At 44.2% G+C, this 19461-nt stretch carries 22 protein-coding genes; 10 read left to right on the top strand and 12 right to left on the bottom strand.

Going from position 1 to position 19461, the window contains the following annotated elements; genetic code table 11:
- Positions 1 to 538 precede the first annotated feature (538 nt).
- On the top strand, positions 539 to 1528 hold the full coding sequence (gene glyQ, locus NI467_RS05665; protein WP_151205127.1) for a glycine--tRNA ligase subunit alpha: 990 nt from the start codon (positions 539 to 541) through the stop codon (positions 1526 to 1528).
- The gene (gene glyS, locus NI467_RS05660; protein WP_253151569.1) at positions 1528 to 3597 is read left to right on the top strand and encodes a glycine--tRNA ligase subunit beta; all 2070 of its coding nucleotides are present in this window, start codon (positions 1528 to 1530) and stop codon (positions 3595 to 3597) included. Before glyQ ends, glyS begins: the two co-directional genes overlap by 1 nt.
- A gap of 40 nt (positions 3598 to 3637) precedes the next feature.
- Here glyS and NI467_RS05655 read toward each other — a convergent pair whose 3' ends face one another.
- Both NI467_RS05655 and NI467_RS05650 read right to left on the bottom strand, forming a co-directional pair.
- Complete coding sequence (locus NI467_RS05655; RefSeq protein WP_253151566.1) at positions 3638 to 4117, bottom strand: GNAT family N-acetyltransferase; 480 nt, start codon at positions 4115 to 4117, stop codon at positions 3638 to 3640.
- Positions 4118 to 4212: 95 nt separating this feature from the next.
- On the bottom strand, positions 4213 to 5379 hold the full coding sequence (locus NI467_RS05650) for a hypothetical protein (protein ID WP_253151564.1): 1167 nt from the start codon (positions 5377 to 5379) through the stop codon (positions 4213 to 4215).
- Between the two features lie 12 nt (positions 5380 to 5391).
- Here NI467_RS05650 and NI467_RS05645 point away from each other — a divergent pair, with 12 nt between their 5' ends.
- From NI467_RS05645 to NI467_RS05630, 4 genes are all read left to right on the top strand, one after another.
- Positions 5392 to 5805: an ASCH domain-containing protein gene (locus NI467_RS05645; RefSeq protein WP_253151562.1), complete on the top strand. Its 414-nt coding sequence runs from the start codon at positions 5392 to 5394 to the stop codon at positions 5803 to 5805.
- Positions 5802 to 6323: an AAA family ATPase gene (locus NI467_RS05640; protein WP_253151549.1), complete on the top strand. Its 522-nt coding sequence runs from the start codon at positions 5802 to 5804 to the stop codon at positions 6321 to 6323. Before NI467_RS05645 ends, NI467_RS05640 begins: the two co-directional genes overlap by 4 nt.
- 92 nt (positions 6324 to 6415) lie before the next feature.
- The gene (locus tag NI467_RS05635; protein ID WP_253151547.1) at positions 6416 to 6805 is read left to right on the top strand and encodes a hypothetical protein; all 390 of its coding nucleotides are present in this window, start codon (positions 6416 to 6418) and stop codon (positions 6803 to 6805) included.
- 223 nt (positions 6806 to 7028) lie between these two features.
- Positions 7029 to 7508, top strand: coding sequence for a hypothetical protein (locus NI467_RS05630; protein WP_151205130.1), 480 nt, complete (start codon positions 7029 to 7031; stop codon positions 7506 to 7508).
- 70 nt (positions 7509 to 7578) lie between these two features.
- Here NI467_RS05630 and NI467_RS05625 read toward each other — a convergent pair whose 3' ends face one another.
- The 3 genes from NI467_RS05625 to NI467_RS05615 form a co-directional block, all read right to left on the bottom strand.
- Entirely contained in the window at positions 7579 to 8532 is a 954-nt protein-coding gene (locus tag NI467_RS05625) for a 2-hydroxyacid dehydrogenase (RefSeq protein ID WP_151208166.1), read from the bottom strand.
- Between the two features lie 95 nt (positions 8533 to 8627).
- On the bottom strand, positions 8628 to 8819 hold the full coding sequence (locus NI467_RS05620) for a hypothetical protein (protein ID WP_253151545.1): 192 nt from the start codon (positions 8817 to 8819) through the stop codon (positions 8628 to 8630).
- 123 nt (positions 8820 to 8942) lie between these two features.
- Positions 8943 to 10214 (bottom strand): hypothetical protein, encoded by a 1272-nt coding sequence (locus tag NI467_RS05615; RefSeq protein ID WP_174659206.1) that lies wholly within the window; start codon positions 10212 to 10214, stop codon positions 8943 to 8945.
- 113 nt (positions 10215 to 10327) lie between these two features.
- On the opposite strand from NI467_RS05615, the gene NI467_RS05610 reads away from it, so the two are divergent.
- Positions 10328 to 11104 (top strand): class I SAM-dependent methyltransferase, encoded by a 777-nt coding sequence (locus NI467_RS05610; protein WP_253151544.1) that lies wholly within the window; start codon positions 10328 to 10330, stop codon positions 11102 to 11104.
- Positions 11105 to 11119: 15 nt separating this feature from the next.
- On the top strand, positions 11120 to 11698 hold the full coding sequence (locus NI467_RS05605; RefSeq protein WP_253151542.1) for a hypothetical protein: 579 nt from the start codon (positions 11120 to 11122) through the stop codon (positions 11696 to 11698).
- Between the two features lie 73 nt (positions 11699 to 11771).
- On the opposite strand, the gene NI467_RS05600 is transcribed toward NI467_RS05605, so the two are convergent.
- Together NI467_RS05600 and NI467_RS05595 are read right to left on the bottom strand one after the other, a co-directional pair.
- Positions 11772 to 12968, bottom strand: coding sequence for a TIGR03862 family flavoprotein (locus tag NI467_RS05600; protein WP_253151540.1), 1197 nt, complete (start codon positions 12966 to 12968; stop codon positions 11772 to 11774).
- A gap of 5 nt (positions 12969 to 12973) precedes the next feature.
- Entirely contained in the window at positions 12974 to 13618 is a 645-nt protein-coding gene (locus tag NI467_RS05595) for a tRNA (guanine-N(7)-)-methyltransferase (protein WP_253151754.1), read from the bottom strand.
- 84 nt (positions 13619 to 13702) lie between these two features.
- Here NI467_RS05595 and NI467_RS05590 point away from each other — a divergent pair, with 84 nt between their 5' ends.
- The gene (locus tag NI467_RS05590; RefSeq protein WP_174659203.1) at positions 13703 to 13876 is read left to right on the top strand and encodes a DNA gyrase inhibitor YacG; all 174 of its coding nucleotides are present in this window, start codon (positions 13703 to 13705) and stop codon (positions 13874 to 13876) included.
- Positions 13877 to 14272: 396 nt separating this feature from the next.
- On the opposite strand, the gene NI467_RS05585 is transcribed toward NI467_RS05590, so the two are convergent.
- The 5 genes from NI467_RS05585 to NI467_RS05565 all read right to left on the bottom strand — a co-directional run bounded on the left by NI467_RS05585 (position 14273) and on the right by NI467_RS05565 (position 18701).
- Entirely contained in the window at positions 14273 to 14917 is a 645-nt protein-coding gene (locus NI467_RS05585) for an MBL fold metallo-hydrolase (protein ID WP_151208158.1), read from the bottom strand.
- Positions 14918 to 14940: 23 nt separating this feature from the next.
- On the bottom strand, positions 14941 to 15954 hold the full coding sequence (hemH, locus tag NI467_RS05580; RefSeq protein ID WP_253151538.1) for a ferrochelatase: 1014 nt from the start codon (positions 15952 to 15954) through the stop codon (positions 14941 to 14943).
- 65 nt (positions 15955 to 16019) lie between these two features.
- Positions 16020 to 17048, bottom strand: coding sequence for a DUF4062 domain-containing protein (locus tag NI467_RS05575; RefSeq protein WP_253151536.1), 1029 nt, complete (start codon positions 17046 to 17048; stop codon positions 16020 to 16022).
- 122 nt (positions 17049 to 17170) lie between these two features.
- Complete coding sequence (murI, locus tag NI467_RS05570) at positions 17171 to 18040, bottom strand: glutamate racemase (RefSeq protein WP_151208155.1); 870 nt, start codon at positions 18038 to 18040, stop codon at positions 17171 to 17173.
- 49 nt (positions 18041 to 18089) lie between these two features.
- Complete coding sequence (locus NI467_RS05565; RefSeq protein ID WP_174659198.1) at positions 18090 to 18701, bottom strand: DUF1285 domain-containing protein; 612 nt, start codon at positions 18699 to 18701, stop codon at positions 18090 to 18092.
- A gap of 186 nt (positions 18702 to 18887) precedes the next feature.
- Between NI467_RS05565 and NI467_RS05560 the strand changes: the two genes are divergently transcribed.
- Positions 18888 to 19461: NAD(P)/FAD-dependent oxidoreductase (locus NI467_RS05560; RefSeq protein ID WP_253151534.1), on the top strand; the 574-nt coding region annotated here is incomplete at its 3' end.

Genomic DNA, 19461 nt, shown 5'->3' with positions numbered 1-19461 from the left:
TATCAAATACAATTAACGCTTAAAAAGTTTCACCATTCTTTTCTATTCCACTCAGCAACTATTATCTCAAGCTGAACTGATCAAGCTGAACTGATCAATCTTTTAGCTCAAGTAAAAGACCTCACTATCTGCCTGCCTGTTCCGGATCTCACTGAAAAAATTATGCGTTTTTGTCAGATGAAGGCTGAAGAACAGCTACTCGTCGTAGTGAGAATGGAGGACAGGTTCAAAGAGTCAATCACGATCACTCATGTAGAATTACAGAATTTTCATCCTCTTGCACTGAGATTTGCACAGAGATTTAGCTTAATGTATGAACCAAAATTTACTATCGAGCTAGAACCTTTTGATGATAAAACGCTGTTGGATTTTACCTGGATGTTTAGCGATTTGGCTAAAAAACCATCCCAACTGTGCATTTGAAATCAGGCAGCGCATAAACGATTTAAAAACAGGGATCAGAGCTTAAACCTTTGCCACACTCCGGCAAAGTCCTTATAATTGAGCACAATTTTTCTCTAATTTTAAGTGGATGACCATGAGTCGCGCCATATCGCATATTGATACTTTCCAAGGCTTAATTCTTGCCTTACAAAACTACTGGGCGGAGCAAGGCTGCGTCGTGTTACAACCTTACGACATGGAAATGGGTGCAGGAACATTCCACACTGCAACCTTCCTGCGTGCGCTGGGTCCTGAAACCTGGAACGCGGCCTATGTACAGCCTTCACGCCGTCCCAAAGATGGCCGTTATGGTGAAAACCCGAACCGTCTACAACACTACTACCAGTTCCAGGTGGTACTAAAGCCCAACCCGGACAACATCCAGCAACTTTATCTGGATTCTTTAAAAGCGATTGGGATTGATCCTTTGGTACACGACATCCGTTTCGTGGAAGACAACTGGGAATCGCCAACACTGGGCGCATGGGGCTTAGGCTGGGAAGTATGGCTTAACGGTATGGAAGTGACGCAGTTCACCTACTTCCAGCAAGTTGGCGGTGTTGAATGCTACCCGGTTACTGGTGAAATCACCTATGGTCTGGAACGTCTGGCCATGTATTTACAAGGGGTAGATTCGGTTTACGACCTGGTCTGGACCAAAGGCCAGTTCGGTACAGTGACTTATGGCGATGTATTCCATCAAAATGAAGTAGAGCAATCGACTTATAACTTTGAATATGCCCCAATCGAGAAGATGCTCGATCTGTTCGACTTTTATGAAGCTGAAGCATCTCGCCTGATTGAAGCTGAACTGCCATTGCCTGCTTATGAACAAGTCATTAAAGCATCTCATTGCTTTAACTTGCTCGATGCACGCGGCGCAATCTCGGTGACTGAGCGTCAGCGCTATATTTTACGTGTACGCACGCTTGCACGTTCTATCGCACAAAGTTATGTTGCTGCACGTGCCAAACTGGGCTTCCCAATGGCTGAACCGCATCTGCGTGATGAAGTCTTGGCACAATTAAAAGCCCAAGTGGAAGCAGAAGCAGCCCAAGCAGAAAAATCAGCGGAGAACAAATAATGTCTAAACATACCATTTTATTTGAACTTGGCTGTGAAGAACTTCCACCAAAAAGCCTGAAAAAATTACGTGATGCGCTGCAAGCAGAAACCGTAAAAGGCTTAAACGATACTGGACTGGCTTTTGACTCTATCGAAGCATACGCAGCGCCCCGTCGTCTGGCTTTAAAAATTGTCAATGTTGACGCTGCGCAAGCCGATACGCAAAAACGTTTTGATGGTCCCGCTGTACAAGCGGCGTATGATGCAGAAGGCAAACCGACGAAAGCCCTAGAAGGCTTTATGCGTGGTCAAGGGATTAGCGTTGATCAGGTCTCTACTTTCCAGGCCGGTAAAGTAGAAAAAGTGTGCTACTACAAAGATGTCAAAGGTCAAAGCCTGGATGCGCTGTTACCGCAAATTCTACAAAATGCGCTGGACAACTTACCTATCGCTAAACGTATGCGCTCTGCGGCAAGCCGTACCGAGTTTGTACGTCCAGTGAAATGGGTGGTATTGCTCAAAGATGATCAAGTGATTGAAGCGACTATTCAGGACCACCAAGCCGGTAACCTGAGCTATGGTCACCGTTTCCATGCGCCTGAAGCGATTACTCTGGCCCATGCGGAAGAATATCTTCCGAAGTTAAAAGCAGCTTACGTTGTGGCGTCTTTTGAAGAGCGCCAAGCCATCATCGACCAGCAAGTCAAAGCGCTGGCGGATGAAGTGAATGCGATTGCAATTGTACCAAGCGACCTTCGTGATGAAGTGACTGCGCTGGTTGAATGGCCGGTGGCTTTACGTGCCAGCTTTGAAGAGCGCTTCCTGACCGTGCCGCAAGAAGCGCTGATCACCACCATGCAGGACAACCAGAAGTACTTCTGTCTGGTAAATGCTGAAAATAAATTACAGCCTTACTTCATTACTGTATCGAATATCGAATCTAAAGATCCGGCCCAGATTATTGAAGGTAACGAGAAAGTTGTTCGTCCGCGTCTATCTGATGCTGAATTCTTCTTCCTGCAAGATCAGAAGCAGCCACTGGCTTCTCGTAAAGAGAAACTGGCCAATATGATCTTCCAGATAGAATTGGGGACGCTTTGGAACAAGTCTGAACGTATCGCCAAACTGGCTGTTGCACTGGCGCCCATTACCGGTGCAAATGCTGCTGATGCTGAAAAAGCCGCGCTGCTGGCAAAATGCGATTTGACCTCTGAGCTGGTGGGCGAATTCCCTGAACTTCAAGGGATTGCGGGTACTTACTACGCACGTCTTGAAGGCGAAAATGATGAAGTTGCAGAAGCTTTAGGTGAACAATATTTACCTAAATTTGCAGGTGACGTTTTACCGAAAACCAAAACCGGTACAACGATTGCCCTGGCGGACCGTTTAGATACCTTGACGGGGATTTTCGGTATTGGTCAGGCACCGACTGGCTCTAAAGACCCGTTTGCACTGCGTCGTTCTGCGATTGGTATCCTGCGTCTGGTGACTGAAAACGAGCTGGATGTTTCAATTGAAGAACTGATCGAACTGGCTTTGACTGCCTACGGTGATGTACTGAAAGATCCGGCGAAGACTCTAGCCGATGCTGTTGCCTTCCTGGAAGGTCGTTACCGTGCCAAATATGAAGACAAAGGCGTTGCTGTTGATGTGATTCAAGCGGTTCAGGCGTTGACACCAAAATCCCCACTGGATTTTGACAAGCGTGTCAATGCAGTTAATCACTTCCGTACATTGCCTGAAGCAGCTGCTTTAGCTGCTGCCAACAAGCGTGTTGCGAATATTCTTGCCAAAGAGGCTGCTCCTGCTGGTGAAGTTGTTGAAGCAAATCTGGTGGAAGATGCTGAAAAAGCATTATTCGCTGAACTTGCGAAAATCACACCAGTGGTTGAGCCGCTGTTTGCTTCTAAGGATTACACGGCTGCGTTGTCTGCATTGGCTGCCCTGCGTGCGCCAGTCGATGCATTCTTTGACGGTGTCATGGTCATGGCGGATGATGCTGAGCTAAAAGCAAACCGTTTACGTCTGCTTGCTCAGTTACGTGATCTGTTCACGAAAGTTGCAGATATTTCGGTGTTACAGCACTAAGTTCTAAGCTATAAAAAACCCGCTTTAGAGCGGGTTTTTATTAAGCTAATTTATAAATAAATTCTTTTTGCTTAGGTAGGTATAAACCCGTTTCAATATTTTCGATTACAAAATTATTAGAGGATAGCAAAGCATTTAGAGAACTATTTACTGATTCAGAAACTGTAATACCAACTTCTTTTTCTCCAACTAACTCAATTGCTAGAGGTAAAAGTTTTTTGCCCAAACCGGACTCTCTAAATTCTGGCAGAATGTAAAAGGTACAAATTTTTTTCTCAGAAAAACTATTTTTTAATAGAGAAAAACCAGCTAATTGACCATAATTGTCTTTTGCCAGAATGATTTCTCGTTCAGCTCCAGCAAAACCTTTAGCAAATACATTCCAATACCATTTCTTAATTTCAGGATAAAGATATGTTAAAGCTTCTATATCCTGACTCAAAAGTTTTAGAGTATTAAAATCATGAGGCATGACTTCACACTTAAAAATTTGGTCTAAACGATAGATGCTCTTTTGCATACTCACCCCCATACAACTAAGATCACGATGATATAGTTATAAATTTACAATACAAGTTTTTTATGCATAAACAGGTAAAAAAATGTAGTCTTTCTTTAATGTCGTTTTACTGGCCATTGAAACTTTAAATTGTTTTTCCAAAAAGCGTATCCAATACAACAGATTATAGATACGATACCTATTCCTATCAAGATATGCCAAATCAAATATTTAGTCCAGTGATATATACCAAGTGGTCTTGACTCCACAAATACAGTAGCCAACAGACTGCCCATAGCACCTAGCATAATTACGGAGAAGATGAATACTAAGATATTAGATAAGGTTACTTTCACTCGTACAAACTTAGCAAAAGCATTAAATCTATCAATATGTTTTGATTCTTTGTTATCTCCTTTACTACTCTTTTCAAAATGGTAGATCAGCATCTGTTCTGGCAAGATAGCCGACTCACCTTTAAATTTTAAATAGGGATTCCAAACTTCTTTTTCTAAGAGTCGACATCGCTTATATTTAGCATGTGAAAGTTTTAATTCATCATGTATATCACGTATTAAAAAGAAATGAATTTGTTCTAAAATAAAATTTTTATTCAAACAATTACTTACAGCAGCTGGTAGATCTCTTAACTCATTCAGTCGAAAATCTATAACTTCTATTTTCTCGAATTTACTTACAACTAGACGATCCTGAGGCTCATAGTTTTGAGATAAAATCTTTACATGCTCAGGAGTCAATCGTAAACGAAATCTAAAATAATGATAAACAGTTTTACCTTCTAGGCTAGTTGACTTCGTATCGAGCATTTCTGCAGGGATCTTAATACGAGTGCTTCCATTCTCTTCGTCCAGAATAAATTTAACATTAGTTAATTCATTACCAATATCTAATTCTTTATATAAACGAAGTGTGTCATTTTTTTCTCCATAAAAATTAATGTCTTTAAAATTAACCCCTTCGAAAGATGACTCAAGGCGTTCATTAAAGATAAGTTCTACTAATTCATCTGTAGAACAAATTACACTCCCAAGGTTACCCATATAGTTTTCTTTTGCCATCTTAAATGGAAAATAAAAATTGATACTATTAAATGAATTATTACTTACCAATTCTAATCTTAAGCCTATGTCTAAATAATTACAGGCTTGTTTAGCTTCCAAAGACCAATAATTAATATGAAGCTCAACTTTGTTCGCAGATATTCCATCAACAGGACTTGTATTACTTTTATCTTCAAGCCAAAATCCTAAACTGTAGCCCAAGAGTACCTCCCTATGAGTATTGTTCTAAGTATAAAACCGCAATTTACTAATCTAATTCTTGAAGGGAAAAAGACTATTGAGCTAAGAACTAAGATTGGGAAAAAATTTTCAAATAATGCTGACCTAATAATTTATAGTTCTAGTCCTGTTAAAGCAATAGTAGCTATAGCAAAAGTGCATAAGATACAAAATCTTAGAAAAGATCAAATTACCTCAGATCATTTTGATAAAATATGTATTTCTAGTGCGTTTTTTCAAGATTATATGCAAGGTAGAGAATCTTGCTATTTAATGGAACTCAAAGATGTTAATAAATTAACAAATCCTATTGCTTTATCAGATTTGAAAAAATTAAATTTCACAGCTCCTCAATCATTTTGCTATGCTTCAGAAGACCTAAATTTATTAGTAAATTCTCATTTATGATCATTGGATTATTTGGCTTATCAGGCAGTGGAAAATCATATCTAAGCCAAAATTTTAAGAAGAAGCACCCTTATTTTTATTGCACTTCGGCTTCCAATCTTTTAAGGGAAGCTAGTAGACCTACATCTATTGAGGTATTAAATAATGTAGAACTAAATAACAATCAAAAAGTCTTATCTAAATTAATTCAACAATTAGATTTAAAGTATGACAATCTATTTATTGAATTACATGCTGTTATAGAAGAAAAAAATGGTAAAGCATACGCAGTAAAGGAGGATATATTACAGTCATTTCAATTAGATCAAGTTTATATTTTAGATAGACTGCCTGCTCAAATTCTGAAACAACGTAAATTAGATAAAAGCAAACATCGCCCTCCTGTTACTGTAGAGGATTTAATAAAGCTCCAACAACTTCAAAAAGAAATTTTGACTCAAGCCTTCTGCAATAAGGTTAAAGCTATTACAAACTTAGAAGAGCTTGAATTTGAAATGAGAAGATCTCACTGTAAATAACGATTACTATCTATTCCCTGTAGGTTAACTATAGTCATTTTCCACCCAACTCCCTATACTCAACCTAACAACACTCAACAAGAAAGAATCATATGAAATTTAAAGCTCTTATTTTGACGGGTCTTGCGAGTATTGCTATTACAGCGTGTACATCTGCACCCAAAGTTCCGCAGCTTGAAGTTGGCGTCTTACAGGAAGTACAAAACCTCGAGGTATCTCCTGAAACCACCAACAATCAGGCAAAACTGACCAAATTCCTCGATAAGTGTGTGATTGAATTTACAGGCGATATTGAAAATAACCGCATTATTGAACAATGGTCATTTAAAGGCATGACCTTGATGGATGCCGGTTCGGCAACTTTCCAGCGCGACGGCACTAGCACCGCGCAAAAATTCAATCTGCATGACGCAGGTGTACAAAAGAACTTTGTCACCTTAAGAGAACATTTCGCGAAAGATGCCCTGAGCCAATGTGACTAAATGGATGGCCCTATTTTGATAAAAAATAGGGCTATTTCTTTAAGCCGCCTAAAATTTAAAATTATTTCTTCCTCTTTTTTCTTCATTATAAAAATGACAATGCTTTGAATCTATCTATTTTAATATCTTTTTCTTCACAGGATATTCATTGTTTTCAACCCTTCATCCGCTACACTAAAAACAAACTCAGACCATTCTTAGACAAATTCGAGGTCGCTCCATAATGAATATCAAAACTCCTCTTCTTTTAAGCGCAGCTTTAATGCTGTCTATACCGGCATTTGCACAGACCACGACTCAGCCCGCTAAACCGGTTAAACCCTATGGTGAAAACCCGAACCTGTTGCATGTGTTTGCCTACAAGGCGCAGGAAGGCGTAATCCATACTGCCGAAAAAGTAGGCGAAGTGACTGAAAAAGGTATTGCCAAAATTAAGCCGGGGGTCGATCGTGCCTGGGACAATACCAAGAGCGTAACCTCCGATACGGTACAAAAAGTAGATCAGGGTGCCCAGCAGGCTGCTCAACAGGCCAATCAAAAAATTCAGCAAACTAAAGAGGTGTGGGGTGGCAATCCTCAACAACCTGCACCCATTCAACAACAACCTTTAAGCCAGTCGTCAACAGTGACCGAAAGTCCAACTATGCCACAAGCTCAACCGCAGGCAGGCGCAGCCACCAGTTATGCGGTGACTGATCTATAAAAAAAGCCCCTCATGGGCTTTTTACATCTTGTGTAGCAGGAAAATTTTAGCTGCACGCAAGTGGCTAGAATCAATTCACCTGCCGAATCGGCTGGCCCTGTTTAAAGGCTTCGACATTTTCCAGCAACTGGTCCACGATTCGCTGACGTGCATCCACACTGCCCCAAGCATTATGTGGCGTCACAATGAGGTTCGGAATTGAAGCATCAAGCAGGACATTGCCCTCTTTAGGCGGTTCAACCGAGAGCACATCGGTGGCTGCACCTGCAATCTTGCCTTCACGCAAGGCCTGTGCCAGTGCCTGTTCATCCACAATGCCGCCGCGCGCACAGTTCAGCAAAAATGCACTGGGCTTCATCGCATCCAGCTCAGCATGACTGATTAAATGTCGGGTATCTTCAGTGAGCGGGCAATGCAGACTGAGGAAATCTACCTGTGGCAAAAGCGCTGCAAATGGAATACGCGATTCGTCCGCAGGACGACCAGGCAAGGCAGCAATCCGGATCTGCATGCCAAAGGCTTCGGCCAGTCGGGCGACCGCCTGGCCCAATTCACCATAACCTACAATTCCAAGCGTTTTTCCAGCCAGCTCAACAATCGGTGCATCCAGCAAACAGAACTGGGTAGATTTTTGCCATTCTCCCTGCTGTATCGCACGCTGATAGCTTAAAAATGAAGTGGCCAGATTCAGCATCAACATTAAGGTATGCTGTGCCACAGCCGAAGTTCCATACGCCTGACAGTTACATACCACAATACCGCGTGCCCTGGCCTCAGCCAGATCAACATTATTGGTGCCAGTGGCTGAAATCAGAATGAGTTTAAGCTGGGGGCACTGCCGGATCGTCTCGGCATTGATGACCACCTTATTGGTGATGATCACTTCGGCATCGGCCACACGTTCCAGCAGCACATCGGCAGAAGTCAGCGGATAAAGGGTCAGTGCATCAAAAGCGGCCCGAAGAGCCTGCATATCCAGATCTTGCTTGTCTAAGGATGTATAGTCCAGAAAAACGCCGTTCATATAAATTCCCTTGTTCCTGTTCGACAATAACCTCATGATTTAACCGCTATTGGCATACAAAGCAAGTTAGTGCTAGCGTTTCACTGCCTGTTTTTTTAGTCGAGCGGCTTATCAATATAATTACGCAAGGAAGTCCGCATTTTGCACATCACATAAATCGCCAGAATAATCACAAAAATAATAGATGCACTGAATAAAATAACTTTAGGATGCACACTTTCTGCATAGGCCAGATTTGGCAGCATCACAGTCAGGATCAAACCAATCTTCATCGACATAGACTGCATTCTGTATCCCCTCTTTCTGTTTTCAGCTTCGGGAGTGACAAGCCCCCCTAGCCTGCCACCTAAATACATCTTAAGCCACCTTAGCTTTATGTCAAATATTTGTTTTAGATTAACTTTTTTTGGTTAATCCAGCTCATTTTTAGTCACAAACTGTACATTCTTGTCACTTGAATCCACAAAGCTGGCTGCGCCATATTCATTGGTACTCAGATTGAGCTGTTTATAGCTGAAGATATAAAAGTCTTCATAGCGCTTCATTAAAATAGGATGCATGCCCAGACTGAGCGTATCCTGTTCCTTGACCAGTTTCATGATATGCCGGTCATTCATCACCACCAGATAGCGCTCATCATTCAGGCTAATCGTTAACAAGCCGTTGCCTTTGGCATAAATCGGAATCAGGAATTTATGGTTCAGCGCAATCGCGCCATCCGCATAGCTCTCAATTTTATTGCTGATCACATTAAACACCAGCCCATGACCATAGGCATCCAGCAATAGCTGACGGTTTTCCTGCGGCAGATTCAAATGAATCCCCAGTTTCAGCAGATCCTGCTGATCTACCTGTTTATTGCTGAGTAATTCCCGCAAAATGACCTGTTTCTGGGCCGCATCAAAAAACTGGGTATCCAGCAGCAGATCGTTATTTTTTAAAATGCGTCCCAGGGCCTGACGATGGCGCGGCAGGATATTTTCGATCACCTTACGATAATAGAACTTGCTGTTTTTCTTGACCTTGCGCATTTTCTGGTAAAAATAGCTGGCATCATAATCCCGTACCAGAAAGTCATAGAGCAACTCGGAACTGGCCAGCACAGCGATGGCATCATGGCCGGTAAAAGGCAAATGCAAGACATGGTGCTGCGGAATGACCGCCTGCAATTTCAGATAATGGGCACGGTCTTCGGCGCAATAAGGATCGTAGATAATAATATATTCACGCGCTGCACTGACATCTTCTACTTCAATCCGCATGCCCTGATTAAGCTCCGGCTGATAGAACATGTTATAACGGCGATCTTCGACATCTTGAGGATCAATCGAATATTGCGGCACCATGGCCACCACGCGCTGTACATCTAAGGCATTGGAATATTTGATTGCCGCATAGCCGCCCATCGAGCCGCCATAGGCAATCCTCTGCTGAAAAGGTGCAATCAGCTCGGCAATAGCCTGCAACATGTTCCACATGGAACCTTGTGGAAACCAGGATTTATGCTTAGGCATAATACCGAGTACATTAAATTCAAATTTTGCCAAGGATTTCTCGGCATTGATACTCAAGCCCTTCGCACGGGTAATCAAATCTCCAAATGAAAAAATCAATTCTGAAGATGATCCCGGCATAAAAACCGCACGTATATGCTCATCTTCAAAAACAATCTGCTTATCCATAACTTTCCCGTGCTGGTTAATCGAACCCTTCGGCAACAATTCAGTCAATGAATGCGACCGAAAAAGTGAATATGCTATTTTATAACGATGAAAAAGATTAAAAAGCGCAAAATATGACACAATCATTACATCCTGCAGCGCAACAGGGATTTAGTGCAGCGGCCGAGCTTTATCAGCAGGTCCGGCCTGACTATCCGGCAGATCTCAGCCGCTGGCTGGCCGCCACCCTGTCGTTGCCAGAGGATGCGCATCTTTTAGATCTCGGCAGTGGGACGGGAAAATTTATTCCATCCTTACGTCCGCTCGGCAGTCGGATCACGGCGATTGATCCTGTGCCGGAAATGCTAAACCAACTGCAACAGGCCCATCCAGATATTCATACCCTGGAAGGTCTGAGCCATCAGCTTCCTTTGCCGGATCATAGCGTGAATGCCGTGTTTTGTGCACAGTCATTTCACTGGTTTGCCAATCTGGATACTTTAAAAGACATTTATCGGGTACTTAAACCGCAGGGTTATCTGGTTCTGGTCTGGAACCAGCGTGATACTGAGATAGACTGGGTAAAAGCTCTCGCAGATTATATCGCACCCCTGGAAGGCAAGACGCCACGTTTTCATCATGGCCAATGGCAGGAGGTATTTAAACAACAAACATTGTTCCAGCCGTATGCAGAAACCCATATGCAGCACATGCAGCATGGTCCTGTGGAACAGGTGGTGTCCAAGCGTCTGCTATCGACCAGTTTTATCGCAGCGATGCCAGAGGCACAGCAGCAGCAGCTTAAACAGAAATTTGAACAGCTGCTTGAACAATATACGACCAAACAAGCCCACGATCTGATAGATTTTCCCTATCGGACTTATGTATATGTATTTCAGCGAAGTGACTAAAAACAGGATTTGATCATGAATAAAATGCAATGGATGACACGCACTGTGCTTTTGAGCAGTGCCATATTTCTCATGGCCTGTGATCAGAAAAATACAGAAAATACTGAGCCGAGTCCAGATTCATCTGCCTCAGAACAAGTAATGAAAGAACTACAAACCGATCCGGTCAAAACCTTCCCCCAAACGGCTGATGATCCTTATGACATTGCTGTATTAACGGACTATGAGCTACGCTTTCAGGAAATGAGTGCGGATCTGGAAGCAGAAATGAACCAGATGCGCAAAGACGAAAATCTGACTGAAGAATTTATCCAGCAACGTCAGCGTGACCATGTTCGTTCTGCCCTGAACATGCTCAAGGCTCTGGAGCTTAAAACTGAACAGGGCCGCTATATTCAGGGCTTGATGTATCAATACTGGGAACATCAGGAACAGCTACTGAAGCGTTCAGAGCGTCAGGCCAGCACTGTCACTGAAGCCAGCAAGAATGTACAGGGATTGGGTAAATATCTGCATGCTCAGGAACAGTTAGAACATTGGCGCTTGCAGTATCCTCAAAATACGCAGCCCCCAGCAAAAACCACCCAGAATTAAACTGTTTTTCATCTCCACAGGAAGCCGGGGATTTGAGCCGTTTCTGGTCTGATTTTAGCTATTCAGCCCGGCTTTAATTCGACAGAAACTGATGCACCCCTTCTCCGGCTGCACGCCCTGTGGCAAAACAGGCGGTCAGTAAATAGCCGCCGGTCGGTGCATCCCAATCCAGCATCTCGCCGCAAAGAAATACCTGCGGATTGGATTTGAGTTGCAGCTGTTCCGAAAGCGCTTCACGCTTGACTCCGCCTGCACAGCTGATTGCTTCTTCAATTGGCCGAAAGCCACTTAAAGTGATAGACAGCTGTTTGATTTTTTGGGCCAATTGGTCTGCATCCTGCCAGATGGATTTCGCCACCAGTTCTCGCACTAGGGCGGCTTTTGCTCCTTCCAGACCCGCTTTACGCCAGACATTGGCCAGAGACTGTTTTTTGCCGGGTTGCAGTTTTTTGGCCAGCTGCTCTACCGTTTGATCCGGAAATAAATCCAGCTCAAGCAGCATCGGCTGGCCAGCTTTTAATTGCTCACGCAGCCCCCGGCCCTGTTTATAGATCAGTCCACTTTCCAGACCATAGTGACTAATAACGATATCGCCAGTGCTTTTATCTCCCTGCCCTACCCAGGCCGCCACACGCTTTAGCGGCTGTCCGAACATAGGCTGCATAAACTGGGACCAGACATACTCCACCCCGGCATTACTCGGCTGAAATGGCTCCACTTCTTCAGCTGCTAACCAGCTTTGCCATGCTCCATCACTGCCCAGCTGCGACCACGAGACTGCCCCGCAGGCCAGAATAATCGCATTGAACGCTTCGGTCCGGCTTTGCTTAGTCTTCATATCCTGAAGTTGCAGGTATTGCTGCTGCACCTGTTCCACCTGATGCCGATAATGAAACTGAATGCCTTGCTCGGTCAGACGCTGTAACCAGGCACGCAGCAACGGTGCAGCCTTCATTTCGGTGGGAAAGACCCGGCCTGAGGAGCCAATATAAGGTTCAATCCCCAAATTTTTCATCCAGTTCTGAATCCAGGCAGCATCCCATTGTCTTAGCCACAGCGCCAGCCAGTCGGCCTGATCATAACGCAGAATAAACTGCTCAATAGGTTCAGCATGGGAAATATTCAGCCCCGTTTTTCCTGCCATTAAAAACTTGCGCGCTGCCGAAGGTTTTTGCTCATATACATGCACCTCATAATGCCACTGGCTTAATACTTCAGCCGCCATCAATCCGGCCGGACCTGCACCGACAATTGCAATACGCTGGCTCATGCAAATTATTCCATCACTTGAGCGTTCTGGCCTTGCAGAGGCTGAAACTCGTCAAAGCGGGTGATATAACCTTCTGGTTTACGAATGATTAACTGCTGACACAGTTCCCCCCGCTCCAAATATTTAATTTCAAAATGTGTACGCGCCGAATCCTGAGCAATCACTTCTTTTTTAAATGGCAATTGCCAGACTTGCACTAACTGCTGTTCTGCTTCCGCAATATATTCCGGAATATTACTGGCCAAAGTGATCATACCGCCGCTTTTTAAACGGGATAACAAGAATTCAAAAAATGGCATATTTAACCAGCGCTGTGCCGGATTATGCGGCTCCGGATTGGGATATAAAATAAAACACTGTTCCACTTGCTGCGGATAAAGTGCATGTACAATCCACGGTAGCGCATCGGCATGAACCGGTTGCAGATTGGCCTGACCTTCAAGCGCATGCTGTTTTTGCATGGCCAGAAATTTTTCCCGGGTTCGTTCAATGGCAATCAATTGACTCTGCGGATGTGTCCGGCTAAAGAGTAAAGCATGTTTTCCCTTGCCCGCTCCGATTTCAAGACAAATCGGCTCAGGACTGATACTTTGAAAATCACGAGGCGCATGCATACGCTGTGCTTGAAATTGACGAATCGGCATAATCAGATCAAACTAATAAAAACCGCATCAGTCTACCAACTGCGGCTATATTTGCCTAATCGAAGCTGCATATTTATCGGGAGTTTAACCATGTCTACCAGTTTAAAATGTCCACGTTGTGGCAAACTCACCACTTGGGAAAATAATGAATTCCGTCCCTTTTGTTCAGAGCGCTGCAAAATGATTGATCTGGGGGCATGGGCCAATGAAGACTATAAACTGCCCACCCAAGATGCGCCTCAAGCCGATGCTCCAGAAGACTAAAACCGGAGAAAGTCTGCTTTTTTTTCCTTATCCCTAGATAGAAATATAGCTGGCATACTCATATAAACCAGATCAAGTTAAGCGAAAATTAAACGCAAGTTAACCATATTGATCGCCTAATCACATTCCTACTCTGAACTTAACCATTACATTATTTTTAGAGCATTCATATGGGCTATATCCTCTTAAAAGCTGTTTTTATGGGGATGTGTTTCTTGGCCCTTCTTTGCCTGAGTATTGGAATTTTTCAGCAAACTGTTCTGTTTATTGTGGTAGGCTTTTTATTTGCCTTTCTAAGCGGGTTATTGCCTATGCAAGCCCGTCAGCTTCCTAACAATCCTTTTTCCAGATAAAAAACCAGCGAATGCTGGTCTTTTTAACAATTAGCCTGTTATTTTAACCCGCCTTTCCCGCCACAAAAGGGTTATGCTGTTTTTCAAAACCAATGCTACTTATGGGCCCATGCCCCGAAATAAAGCGAGTATCATCAGGTAAGCTAAAACATTCTCGTTGAATCGAGTCCAGTAATTGCTGATGATCGCCTCGTGGAAAGTCCGTACGGCCGATTGAACCCTTAAAGAGCACATCACCGGTCCATAACAAGCCATGATTCTGGTTATAGAACATGACATGGCCCGGGGTATGACCTGGTGCAAAGCGGACTTCAAATTCCTCATCACCCAGTTGCAAGACTTCCCCACCTTCCAGCCATTGGGTCACCTCGACTTTTTCAGGAATCGGAAAGCCATAACGTGCAGAAACTTCCTGAATCATGTCAAGCCAGAATGCGTCTTCACGATGCGGGCCTATAACCGGAATATTCCATTTCTTTTGTAGGGCACCTACTGCACCGGCATGATCCAGATGACCATGTGTGAGCCACAGGGCTTTGACCGTTACACCCAGTGCTTCCACCTCAGCTACCAGCTTTTCCGGCTCTCCTCCTGCATCGATCAAAATAGCTTCTTGAGTGTCCGTATCCCAAAGTATCGAACAGTTTTGCTGAAAGGCCGTTACAGGAACAATTTTGACTTGTAGCATAGAACGAAATACCTCGAGATATTTTAATGGGCAAGAGTTTGAGTCAACGCCTCAAGATTAGCTTCTAACAACGTATTGAGCAATTGCAAATGATCTTCACGATTATTCAGCGCCGGAATATAGCTATACTGCCCACCACCTAGCGAGCTAAACAGCTCGGCGTTCTGGATGGCCAGTTCTTCCAGGGTTTCCAGACAATCTGCTGAAAAAGCCGGACTCATGACCTGCACGGATTTCACCCCTTGTCTGGCCCACTCTTCAATCAGTACATCGGTATAGGGCTTGACCCATTCCTGCTTGCCAAAACGCGACTGAAAGCTGATCGCATATTGATCTTCAGTCAAGCCCAGTTCCTGCGCAACCAGATGACCGGTAATCCGGCAACGATCGGCATAGGGATCGCCTTTATCTGCATAAGGCTGCGGAATACCATGAAAAGACATCAATAACTTTTCTGCTTGTCCATGTACTGCCTGATAATCCCGCACACTTTGCACTAAAGAGCGAATAAAAAGTGGGTGTTGATAATAGTCCCGAATCATCGAGATACCTGGCAGATTACGCTGTTTGGGAATCCAGTTCGCTATCGCATCATATAGCGGCGCAGTCGATGTCGCCGAATACTGGGGAAATAAGGGAAACAGAATAATATGGTCTTGGGGCTGGGCCGATAACTGATGGAGCACATCTTGAATATTGGGATTGCCATAAGTCATGGCTGGCACCACATTCAGCTCAAACTGTGGATAACGCGCGGCCAGCTGGGCTTTTACAGCCTCGACCTGCTGCAACAGAATCTCACGCATGGGAGAGTCCTGCTGCCAGACCTGCGCATAAGCATGAGAAACACGCTTGGGACGAAAAGGCAGAATGAATAAACGCAAAATGATTTGCCAAATTGGTTTGGGAATTTCAATTACGCGCTGATCAGACAAAAACTGTTTCAGGAAACGGCGTACCGCTGGCACGGTCGGTTCATCTGGCGTGCCTAAATTTGCCAATATAATCGAGACTTTAGGTTTGGCTGTAGAAAACATTCAGTGCATCCGTCATGGTATCAACCCGCTTACTTTAACAGCTTTTACCTTATTCTCTATATAGATTAATAGGCTGACTTATATGGAAAAGTACGATCTTTACCCAATAACTGACTGTCCAGAAGTTTACGTGCTTTTGGGGTCACCTGCCAAAGCAGACGCTGGCGATCATCACGACCCGAAGGAATAATCCAGTCATTCTGGCGCATTTGCATTTTTATGCTATGCAGTGCACGGATATTGATTTGGGCGCGAGCCACTGCATGTGCACGTGGCATTTCTGCGTGGGCATCTTCCAGACCGGTTTCATTTAAATATTCATTCATGCGTTTGGAAAAAAATTCTTCAGGCGTTGGATTGATAAAAGTCGAGCCCAAGATCTGCAGTAATTGTGCCCAGGTCAATTTTTTCTGGACTTTCAACTCTTTAAAGTTACCGTCCTGATAGGCATGCATACGATATTCAAAAGAAAGTAGCTCATGCATGGAGACTTTAGGCAGGCTCAGAAATGGATCAATTTCGCGTGTTCCCATTTCCTGCTCCAGTTGCGCCAGCCTGGTCTTCAACTGGTCAATTTCATCATGCAAGGCTTGGGTATTTTGCGGACGCACCCAGCCCGCTACCGGATAATGCTCCAGAATTTGTGACATATTCAGACGTACCGCCATTTCCAGATCACGCAGGCTGCGATACCTAAACACCTGATCTGCTTCATTTTGGAGTAACTGACGGAATTCCTTAAATTTTTCTTTTAATTCCGGCTTGCTATCATGCAGATCAGGATCACGTGAGTCCGGGTCCTCATGCATAAAGACAATTATAGGCTTCTGTTTCGCGACCGCATAAATATATTCCAAGTGCATATAGCCCACACCGGAAACCGATTGCTCCCCATATTGGCTGCCCAGCAGGATCACGACATAATCACAGTCATCAATCTGGCGGCGTGCAAATGCCGTATTGAGCGGAGTACGCTGTTCCAGTCCCCAGGAAAAGAACCCCATACCCACCAGTGTTTGAGACAAAATAATCCGCTCTGGCTGCATGTCTGCCCCAGAAGTGGAAATGAATACCTGATAGCGTTTATCGAGCATGGGTTATCCTCTTCTACCGCATAGGCACAAAAAAGCTTTCGCATTTGCAGCCTATGACTCCCCCAGTATTAAAAAATACTTTTCCAAATTTATAGAAATAATTTTTACTGCGCCGGTTGGAATCAAGTATCCATATTGCTAAGTTGCCAGCTGAGATCAGCTGGAATCAGGCGCTGTAAAACAGGTTGAAGCTGGTCAGCATTCTGCCCACTCACAACCAGTCTAATTTTCAAGTTTTGCTGATCACCATGCTCAAATAGTAACCCATTTTTAATCAAAATACGGGCGGTTTGTCGCGCTACTGCCAATCCTGAGTCAATTAGTGTCAGCTTATGACCAAAAATATACTGAATTGAGGGTTTTAGGAAGGGGTAATGTGTACATCCTAAGACTAAATAATCGGCGCCTTGATCGACAACAGGCTGTAAAATCTGTTTTAAAGTTTCCAGACAGGCCGCACTTCGCTGCTCTCCGGCTTCTACAAAAGGAACCAGCTTCAGACTGGTTACTGGCAGGACGCGAACCTGCGCAGGCTCGGCAAACCGGGTTATAACTTCTTTAATCAGTTGACCGCGAAATGTGGCAGGCGTGGCCAGAACCGCAACTGTTTTGGAGCGGGTATTGAGCACAGCAGGTTTCAAAGCAGGCACTAAACCGATTATCGGAAAGTTTTCCCCATAGTAATCACGTAAATAATCCAGACTGAAAGCAGATGCCGTATTACAGGCCACCACTACAACTTTACAGCCCTGACGATACAGCCAGTCCACAGCCTTGGCAGTCAGGTTGCGAATTTCCTGATCATCCCGTGCTCCATAAGGCACATGTGCAGTATCGGCATAATAAATAAAACGCTCATTCGGCAGATAACGGGCGATTTCTACAGCGACTGACAAGCCGCCAACACCCGAATCAAAAATACCAATCGGTGCATCTGCACTCGCTTCAGGCATGGGTTGAAGAACTGAAGAAACTGGTTGAATGGCGCTCATAAGGGATAATGGATTGATGTGTCAAAATACCTGAAGCAAAGCTTAAACCTCAGGTACTCAAATGCAAGTCTAAATCACCACTTTTTAAGCTTAAAACGGTTTCACCGGCAGCATTTTCACTGAGCTCTCCCATTTCCACCAGATGTAAAAAGGCAGCACGCTGGATCAGGGCATTGATTCCAAAACGGACATGCACATAAGGACGCAGTTCGCCCTGATATTCCCGCATGAATACCGGGTGCGCTTGATCCACAATTATCAGGTCCTGGGTCGTGGTGCTCAACTGCAGATAGGTTTTGCCTTCAATCTCGACCTGATCAACCTGATTGACAAATAAAGGCTCGTCCTCTACTGCAATTTCAATCATTTCCACCGGCGTTTTTAGATAGAATTTATCGTTTTCTTTCCAGAGCACCGTTGCAAACAGGTCAATCATCGGCTGACGCTTGATCAATTGACCTTCGTGCCACCATTCGCCGTTGGCCAAAACCTTGAGATCCATTGCGCCACAATGCTTTGGCTGCCACTGCTCCAGAGGGGGGATTGACCTTTTGTGACTGCCCTGTGCATCTTTTAAGTATTGTGCGATGTCCATTAAGTTTTTATCATCACGATCAGTTAATTTTTTCGTCGGATTCGTGTTTGGCATTGGCTTATCCATAAAAGAAGACCTTAATGACGGAAAAATAATATGTTTCAGCCAATTGGCTAAAACCGGGTTTAAAACTATACTAGCCCAGATTATGAAAGACACTAGCATTTTTGTGTCTAGGAATTCAGAACACTCATGGCAGCACCCAATCAGCTGATTATGGTTGCCACCGAATAGACATATGAGGAGTCCTACATGGAACACATCGAACGTGAATCGATGGAGTTTGACGTAGTCATCGTAGGTGCAGGCCCTGCGGGTCTTTCTGCGGCAATTAAAATCCGTCAACTTGCAATTGAAAACAACCTGAACGATCTGTCCGTTTGTGTCGTAGAGAAAGGCTCCGAAGTCGGTGCCCACATCCTATCCGGTGCAATTATCGAACCTCGTGCCATCAATGAACTCTTCCCTGACTGGAAAGAACAGGGAGCGCCTCTTCATGTCCCCGTCACTGAAGACAAAACGTTCTTCCTGCTGTCTGAAACCACCTCCAAACAGGCTCCGCACTGGATGGTGCCAAAAACCATGCATAATGATGGCAACTATGTCATTTCCCTCGGCAACGTGGTGCGCTGGTTAGGCCAGAAAGCCGAAGAGCTGGAAGTCTCCATTTTCCCGGGCTTTGCAGCTGCTGAAATTCTCTACCATGAAGATGGCACGGTGAAAGGTATTCAAACCGGTGACATGGGCATTGGCAAAGATGGCGAACCGACGCATAACTTCACCCCGGGCTATGAGCTGCATGCCAAATACACCATCTTTGCTGAAG

Origin of the sequence: Acinetobacter sp. S4397-1, assembly GCF_024129285.1 — a bacterium.
Classification (GTDB): Bacteria; Pseudomonadota; Gammaproteobacteria; order Pseudomonadales; family Moraxellaceae; genus Acinetobacter; species Acinetobacter lwoffii_C.
Note: the sequence above shows the minus strand (reverse complement) of the source record. Positions and strands in the feature narration are given on the sequence as shown.

Bases quoted from the DNA above. Each gene is read 5' to 3' on its own strand.
- hemH (WP_253151538.1), bottom strand. From the start codon at position 15,954: ATGTTTTCTACAGCCAAACCTAAAGTCTCGATTATATTGGCAAATTTA.
- glyS (WP_253151569.1), top strand. From the start codon at position 1,528: ATGTCTAAACATACCATTTTATTTGAACTTGGCTGTGAAGAACTTCCA.
- NI467_RS05605 (WP_253151542.1), top strand. From the start codon at position 11,120: ATGAATAAAATGCAATGGATGACACGCACTGTGCTTTTGAGCAGTGCC.
- NI467_RS05585 (WP_151208158.1), bottom strand. From the start codon at position 14,917: ATGCTACAAGTCAAAATTGTTCCTGTAACGGCCTTTCAGCAAAACTGT.
- NI467_RS05655 (WP_253151566.1), bottom strand. From the start codon at position 4,117: ATGCAAAAGAGCATCTATCGTTTAGACCAAATTTTTAAGTGTGAAGTC.
- glyQ (WP_151205127.1), top strand. From the start codon at position 539: ATGAGTCGCGCCATATCGCATATTGATACTTTCCAAGGCTTAATTCTT.
- NI467_RS05610 (WP_253151544.1), top strand. From the start codon at position 10,328: ATGACACAATCATTACATCCTGCAGCGCAACAGGGATTTAGTGCAGCG.
- NI467_RS05645 (WP_253151562.1), top strand. From the start codon at position 5,392: ATGAGTATTGTTCTAAGTATAAAACCGCAATTTACTAATCTAATTCTT.
- NI467_RS05625 (WP_151208166.1), bottom strand. From the start codon at position 8,532: ATGAACGGCGTTTTTCTGGACTATACATCCTTAGACAAGCAAGATCTG.
- NI467_RS05565 (WP_174659198.1), bottom strand. From the start codon at position 18,701: ATGGATAAGCCAATGCCAAACACGAATCCGACGAAAAAATTAACTGAT.
- NI467_RS05635 (WP_253151547.1), top strand. From the start codon at position 6,416: ATGAAATTTAAAGCTCTTATTTTGACGGGTCTTGCGAGTATTGCTATT.
- NI467_RS05620 (WP_253151545.1), bottom strand. From the start codon at position 8,819: ATGCAGTCTATGTCGATGAAGATTGGTTTGATCCTGACTGTGATGCTG.
- NI467_RS05575 (WP_253151536.1), bottom strand. From the start codon at position 17,048: ATGCTCGATAAACGCTATCAGGTATTCATTTCCACTTCTGGGGCAGAC.
- murI (WP_151208155.1), bottom strand. From the start codon at position 18,040: ATGAGCGCCATTCAACCAGTTTCTTCAGTTCTTCAACCCATGCCTGAA.
- NI467_RS05615 (WP_174659206.1), bottom strand. From the start codon at position 10,214: ATGGATAAGCAGATTGTTTTTGAAGATGAGCATATACGTGCGGTTTTT.
- NI467_RS05630 (WP_151205130.1), top strand. From the start codon at position 7,029: ATGAATATCAAAACTCCTCTTCTTTTAAGCGCAGCTTTAATGCTGTCT.
- NI467_RS05600 (WP_253151540.1), bottom strand. From the start codon at position 12,968: ATGAGCCAGCGTATTGCAATTGTCGGTGCAGGTCCGGCCGGATTGATG.
- NI467_RS05590 (WP_174659203.1), top strand. From the start codon at position 13,703: ATGTCTACCAGTTTAAAATGTCCACGTTGTGGCAAACTCACCACTTGG.
- NI467_RS05640 (WP_253151549.1), top strand. From the start codon at position 5,802: ATGATCATTGGATTATTTGGCTTATCAGGCAGTGGAAAATCATATCTA.